This is a genomic window from Peribacillus sp. NPDC058002, assembly GCF_042886655.1.
Lineage (GTDB): Bacteria > Bacillota > Bacilli > Bacillales > DSM-1321 > Peribacillus > Peribacillus aracenensis.
Genome location: NZ_JBHVQU010000504.1, coordinates 1 through 1,342, shown reverse-complemented (window position 1 = coordinate 1,342; position 1,342 = coordinate 1). Strand labels below are relative to the sequence as shown.

1 protein-coding gene is annotated in these 1,342 nt (G+C 35.4%); it reads left to right on the top strand.

Translation table 11 applies throughout. The features are described 5' to 3' along the window. The first annotated feature begins 343 nt into the window (after positions 1-343). Positions 344-1,144, top strand: a complete 801-nt coding sequence (locus ACFVSH_RS26695; RefSeq protein WP_387708836.1) for a nitrilase-related carbon-nitrogen hydrolase — start codon at positions 344-346, stop codon at positions 1,142-1,144. Positions 1,145-1,342 lie beyond the last annotated feature (198 nt).

Below are 1,342 nucleotides of genomic sequence, written 5' to 3'. Positions count from 1 at the left end.
ATGTATGGCAGCGCCACTACCTACAAAAAGACCTGCACCAATGACACCTCCGATTGCAATCATTGACATGTGACGAGAACTGAGTGATTGTTCTAAATCATTCTGTTGTTTTTTCATGAAGACCTCCCTGAAAAATATTGTGTAAAAGCTTACAATTTACCCTAACCGAAACTGGATTGATTATAGTTTACACAATTTTTAGATTTTTTGAAATAAAAAATTCAAAATTATATACCAAAAGAAATAATCATTGCTTAATTAAAGGAAATAAAATATTATTAAATTTAACACAGGTTTCTAAAAAATCTGATAATTTTCATTTGCAGAAAAGGATGTGCTTTTGTTGATTAAGGTTGCTGCAGTTCAATTACAAGCTATCCCTGGTGAAAGGGATAAAAATATTAAAAATTGTATAGAAATGGTTGAAGAGTCGGCTAAACAGGGAGCTGAATTAATCGTATTACCCGAACTTTGGGTGAGTGGTTACTATTTATCGAAGGAGCAATTCGAATCGTTGCAAGAGTTTTCGACTGGAGAGACTGTTTCATTATTTCAAAAGCTCGCTAAAGAGTTAAAAGTAATACTCATCGTCCCATTTGTTGAGGGGGAAAGTGGAAGCCTTTACATATCCTTAGCTGTAATTGAGTCAACAGGGGAAGTCATTGCCACTTATCGAAAATCATTTTTATGGGGAAGAGAGAAGGAGATATTTACTCCTGGTGAGAAAGTCTATAATGCAATAGAAACATCGAAAGGGAAAATAGGTGTACTTATTTGTGCAGATATTGAATTTCCTGAACCAAGCCGAATTCTAGCTCTTCAAGGTGCAGAACTTATTATTGTTCCTTCAGTATGGAGCTACGGAGCTGAAACAAGATGGGATATTCAACTTCCGGCACGTGCACTCGATAATACGGTTTATATTCTTGGCGTAAACACGGTTAATGAGGGAAGTTGCGGAAAGAGTAAACTTGTTGCTCCGACCGGTGAGGTCCTATGTGAAGCTTCAAGATCAGAGCAGGGCATTCTAATTCATGATGTGGATTTTTCAATTATATCAGAGGTACGAAATGAAGTTCCTTATCTGGATGATTTAGACAAGAAATTGTGGCCAAATGTTTCGTTATTTGCTTTGGAAAAATAGATTTTTCAAAATTCATTGAACGAATTATGCGGGTCTATAACTAGAATCTTATAAAAGTTTATTAAAATCCATTTTTCATTATTAAATGATTAATGGATTTTTTGTTTTAGGCTCTTTTCGTAAATATTGTTGTTTTTAAAACAAAACGATTTAAGGTTGATTGGAGCGCAAGTGCGAGACTCCTGCGGGAGCAGCGGG